General features: G+C 53.8%; 4 protein-coding genes. 1 reads left to right on the top strand and 3 read right to left on the bottom strand.

All coding sequences use genetic code 11. The features are described from left to right. Window positions 1-79: 79 nt before the first annotated feature. Window positions 80-739 (bottom strand): NnrU family protein, encoded by a 660-nt coding sequence (locus B3Z49_RS04130; protein WP_296988416.1) that lies wholly within the window; start codon window positions 737-739, stop codon window positions 80-82. A gap of 199 nt (window positions 740-938) precedes the next feature. Between B3Z49_RS04130 and B3Z49_RS04125 the strand changes: the two genes are divergently transcribed. Further along, window positions 939-1,379, top strand: a complete 441-nt coding sequence (locus B3Z49_RS04125; RefSeq protein WP_063088632.1) for a GcrA family cell cycle regulator — start codon at window positions 939-941, stop codon at window positions 1,377-1,379. Window positions 1,380-1,479: 100 nt separating this feature from the next. Here B3Z49_RS04125 and B3Z49_RS04120 read toward each other — a convergent pair whose 3' ends face one another. Next, on the bottom strand, window positions 1,480-3,441 hold the full coding sequence (locus B3Z49_RS04120; protein ID WP_296988414.1) for a bifunctional 2',3'-cyclic-nucleotide 2'-phosphodiesterase/3'-nucleotidase: 1,962 nt from the start codon (window positions 3,439-3,441) through the stop codon (window positions 1,480-1,482). Between the two features lie 153 nt (window positions 3,442-3,594). Next, a partial coding sequence (locus B3Z49_RS04115; RefSeq protein WP_296988413.1) for an MFS transporter occupies window positions 3,595-4,776 on the bottom strand: 1,182 nt, incomplete at its 5' end.

Raw genomic sequence — 4,776 nt, 5'->3', positions numbered from 1 at the left:
GCCAGTGCAGATTTCCTGCACCGCATTTCCAGTATCCCTGTCAAAACCTTGGCTGACAAGCCTTGCGATCAAAACATTATTACCAGCCTGCCATTGCAAGCGGATCGACACCAATCACATGCCCATGCCCACCCAGGATAAGGAGATAAAGAACAATCCCGGCTAGGATATCCCGCCCCCGAAAGGCATCCTTTAGGCCTGACAGCGAAAAGCGTCGGGTTGCTGCCAGAAGGATCGCCTGTTCGCCATCCGTCATTCCGCGCAGCCGGATTTTTTCCATTCGCCAGAACCCGATCAGGGCAAAAATGCTGCTGCCGCCAAAGAACAGGACGGCGACGATATCACCATTGGCGATCGTGTGTCCGGCCCCCCAAAGGATCATGCCCAACAGCAGTGGATGACGGCAAAACCGATTGATGCCGGGCTTTGCCGGATCAAAGCCGGTTTTTCGACCAATTGACAGCGGACAGGGTTGAAGAATGGCACAGGCCCACAAAATACAGGCAGGCAACATGACAACCACAAGGAGCTGTGCCTGCCAGGTTTGATAGTCCCAGAGTAAAAACGACTCCGCGACCAAAACCTCGTGAATGACCCAGCCAAACAGCAGAACTGACAGGATCGAGAATGCAATAATATAGGGGCGGTAGCCGATACGTCTTACAAGCCTTTCGCGCAGCAAGCCCGGAATAATATGGCCTGCAAGGAAAACGGTCACTGCAATGAAAAACCCTGCCAAAACGCGATCCCCTCTTTACATTGTGGCTTCAACATGCAAATTGCCCTGTTCGCGCAGACGGGCCGGGGTGCGAATCTCCAAGACCCTTGCGTTACACGATATTAGCGGATACCTCTGTATCCCTGTTTGACATCGAACAACAAGCACCTGCCGCCGGATATTCTGACCGGCAGACCAAGAAATACGGAATATACTCGAAATGAGCTGGACGCCGGAAAAGATTGAATTGCTGACCTCGCTCTGGAATCAGGGTTGGACCACGGCACGCATCGGTGAGGAACTGGGCGTTGGCAAGAATGCCGTCGTTGGCAAGGCACACCGCCTTGGACTGCCCAAGCGCCCGTCCCCGATCCAGCGCCGCGCCGAGGAAGCAGAACAGAAAAAGGCACCGGCCCCCAAACAGCAGACCAAAGGCATTTCGATCTTTGATCTTGGTCCGGGCATGTGCCGTTGGCCGTTTGGCGATCCGGGCGATGACGACTTCCATTTCTGCGGCAAGAAAATCGTGCCGAGCAAGCCTTATTGCGACGAACATTGCGCACAGGCCTACCTTAACGGCAAGAACCCGCGCGAAGACAATCCCCCTGCACAGCAGGGTGGCCCCGGCGGCAAAGGCCCGCAGGCTGCAAACCGGAAATAATCTGTTCTGCGCCTGGCAATTGCCCGCAGAGACACCGAGATACAAAAAAGCCGCCTGATCCGGGCGGCTTTTTCGTTGGGCGATGTCAAGGTTCTAATGGTTACCTTGTTTGCAGCACGTATTTGGCAAAGCCTTCCTGATCCTCACCAACGAAGCTGATATTGTCGGGTGCGTTAACAGCCGAGGATGCCTTGGGGCTGGTAACAAACGTTACATCGGACGCCTCACCGATTGAGGCAAAGGTCCAGTTGCCATCCGCCTTCGGATCAATTTCCTTTTCGGTCAGGATATAGTTGGCAAGCACCGTACGATTTTCATCGGGTGCCTCGACAATGATGGTCGATCCATCAAGGCCCGGGAAATTGCCACCACCCCCTGCGCGATAGTTGTTGGTCGCAACGACAAACTTCTGATCGGCTGTCACCGGTTTGCCTTCGAAGCTCAGATTGACGATGCGGTGACTATCGGGATTGATCACTTCGCCCGCCTTGTTGTAGCGGGCCGGTTTGGTGACATCGATCTCGTAGGTCACGCCATCAATCACATCATAATTATATGTCGGGAAATCCGGGTTGATCAGAGCCTGTTCTTCGCTGCTGTTCGGATCAATCTGATTGAACTGGCCTGCCGACATTTCAAGCCATTCACGCACCTGATCACCATCAAGCAATACTGCGCGCACGGTGTTTGGATAGATATAAAGGTCCGCGACGTTTTTAAGCGCAATCTTGCCTTCAGGAATGTCGGTGAAATAGTCCGGACCACCGCGACCTCCGGCCTTGAACGGCGCCCCGGCCGACAGGATTGGAATACCATCATATTCCGATCCGTTCAGGATCTTTTCGAGATACCATTTCTGGGCGTTGGTCACGATCTGGATCGAGGGATCATCGGCCACAAGCGCAAAGAAGCTGTTGATCGGTGCCGATGTGGTGCCCACACCTTCGCGCATATAGGCAATGGTGGCTTCGTGCTCTTCGTTGACCGCGGCAATGATTTCCGGATCGGCTTCAACCAGCGGGGTCACGGTCCGGCCTTCGCGCTGATAGATCGGACGTGCGTCTGACAGACTGTCGGTGACACTCCATTCACCGTCATCAGACACATTCAAGGTCAGATCGATCACGCCAAGATGGCTGCCCCAGAAGCCCGGCATCACAGCCGCAACGCCGTTGATCGTGCCTTTGGCGATATCGACACCTTCAAGATCGGAAAAGGTCTCAGACGGGAACACAGTGTGGGCATGGCCAAACAGGATCGCATCAATGCCATCGACTTCGGAAAGGTAATAGGTGGCATTTTCTTCCATGCCATTACGCGCCATGGTCGACAGACCGGAATGCGGAACGGCAATGACGATATCCGCCCCCTTTTCGCGCATTTCCGGGACATATTTTTTTGCCATCTCAACAATGTCTTTTGCGATCACATTGCCTTCCAGATTGGCCTTGTCCCACTGCATGATCTGGGGTGGCACAAAACCGATCACACCGACCTTGGCCTTGTGCACCTTGCCGTCATTATCGGTAAATTCCCGATCCAGCAGCACATAGGGTTCGAAATACGGCTTGTCGTTATCGGGATTATCATCGCCATCATCAACAAAGACGTTGGCACTGACATAGGGGAAGTTGGCACCGGCCAATGATTTACCCAGGAAATCGAGACCATAGTTAAATTCATGGTTCCCGATATTGGCCGCGTCATAGCCAAGAAGGTTCATCGCCTTATAGACCGGATGGACGTCACCATCCTTAAGACCGCGTTCCTTGGCCATATAATCGCCGAGCGGATTTCCCTGGATCAGGTCACCATTATCGATAAAGACAACGTTCTCTGCCTCGCCACGTGCGGTCTTAAGCAGGGTCGCGACCTTTGCCAGACCAACCGTGTCTGACTCGCCGTCACGGTAATAGTCATAGTTAACCAGATGCGTGTGGATGTCTGTGGTTTCGAGGATGCGCAAAGACACCGTGCTGTCGGCCAATGCCGTGCTGCTTACCAGTGCAAGTGCCATCGAAATCCCGGCAATCCGGGCAGCTTTTTTGTGAATGAATACCATCGAGCCGTGTCCCTGCTTATGCGTTAAACCGCGACAATCTAATCCCGTTTAAATGTCGGTGTTTTGAAGATTTTGCGAAAAAGGCAGGGCAAACACAAACAGAAACGCCTGCCACGATCGGCAGGCGTTTCTGGTCTGAGACATATTTGGTGATCAGGCTGGCTGCATCGCGGTTGACTTGTATCCGCGAATAACCTCGTTTCCGGGCTCCGGATCGTGTGGGACGTTCAGGGCCAGAACCAGTGAGACAAAGGCCATGGCTGCCCCGGCAAGGAACACCGCACCCGGCGAAATCAGCCAAAGCAAACCGAAGGCCGCCGGGATGAAAACGGCGGCGATATGGTTGATCGTAAAGCTGACCCCGGCGGTTGAGGAGATGTCAGCCGGATCGGCGATCTTCTGGAAATAGGTCTTGATAGCGATCGCCAGCGCAAAGAACAGATGGTCAATCACATAAAGACCACCGGCCAGAATGTGGTTTTCGACAAAGGCGTAGGAGACGAAAACAATGAACAGTCCGACATATTCGAAGACCAGCGCACGGCGTTCGCCCCATTTGCCGATCATCTTGCCGATCTTGGGGGCCAGGAACATGTTGATCACGTGGTTAAGCAGATACAGCAAGGTGATGGTTGCTGCGTCATAACCGAACTTCTCGACCATCAGGAAGCCGGCAAACACGGTAAATATCTGACGGCGTGCGCCACTCATGAAAGTCAGCGCGTAGTAAAGCCAATAGCGTTTGCGCAAGATCAGCTTCTTGTTCTGCGGATGGGCATCGGCAAATTTCGGAAACGCCCCCCAGACAAAAAGCGCGGCCAGGACCGTCAATGCACCGCCGAACAGATAGACATAGCGATACTCGACGGCAAAAACTTCGAGCATCACCCAGACCATGCCAAACATGATCAGCGACGAGATTGATTTTGCCGACAGCTGCCGCCCCATGACCATGGCGGTGCGATCCTTGCGCACCCACTGCAAAGACAAGGCCTGCTGCATGGTTTCGAAATAATGGAAACCGATCGACATCAAAACCGTCGTGCAATAAAGGCCGATCACGGTCGGGAAATAGCCCGATATGGCAACGCCAATTCCAAGCACCAGCAAAGACAGAACCGCAAAGGTCTGTTCACGCAGAACCAGCAGCACAAAAATCGCGGTAAAGGCAAGGAAACCTGGGATTTCACGCAAGGACTGCAAGATGCCGATCTCGCGGCCGGTGAAGTCGGCCATTTCGACCGAAAAGTTGTTTAGCAGCGCCATCCAGGTCGAAAAGGACAGCGGCATGGCAGCCGCCATAACGATCAGCAGAACTTCCGGATTGCGCCAACC

It is taken from the genome of Thalassospira sp. UBA1131 (assembly GCF_002311515.1).
GTDB lineage: Bacteria > Pseudomonadota > Alphaproteobacteria > Rhodospirillales > Thalassospiraceae > Thalassospira.
This window is presented reverse-complemented; position numbering and strand designations above follow the sequence as displayed.

Bases quoted from the DNA above. Each gene is read 5' to 3' on its own strand.
- B3Z49_RS04125 (WP_063088632.1), top strand. From the start codon at position 939: ATGAGCTGGACGCCGGAAAAGATTGAATTGCTGACCTCGCTCTGGAAT.
- B3Z49_RS04120 (WP_296988414.1), bottom strand. From the start codon at position 3,441: ATGGTATTCATTCACAAAAAAGCTGCCCGGATTGCCGGGATTTCGATG.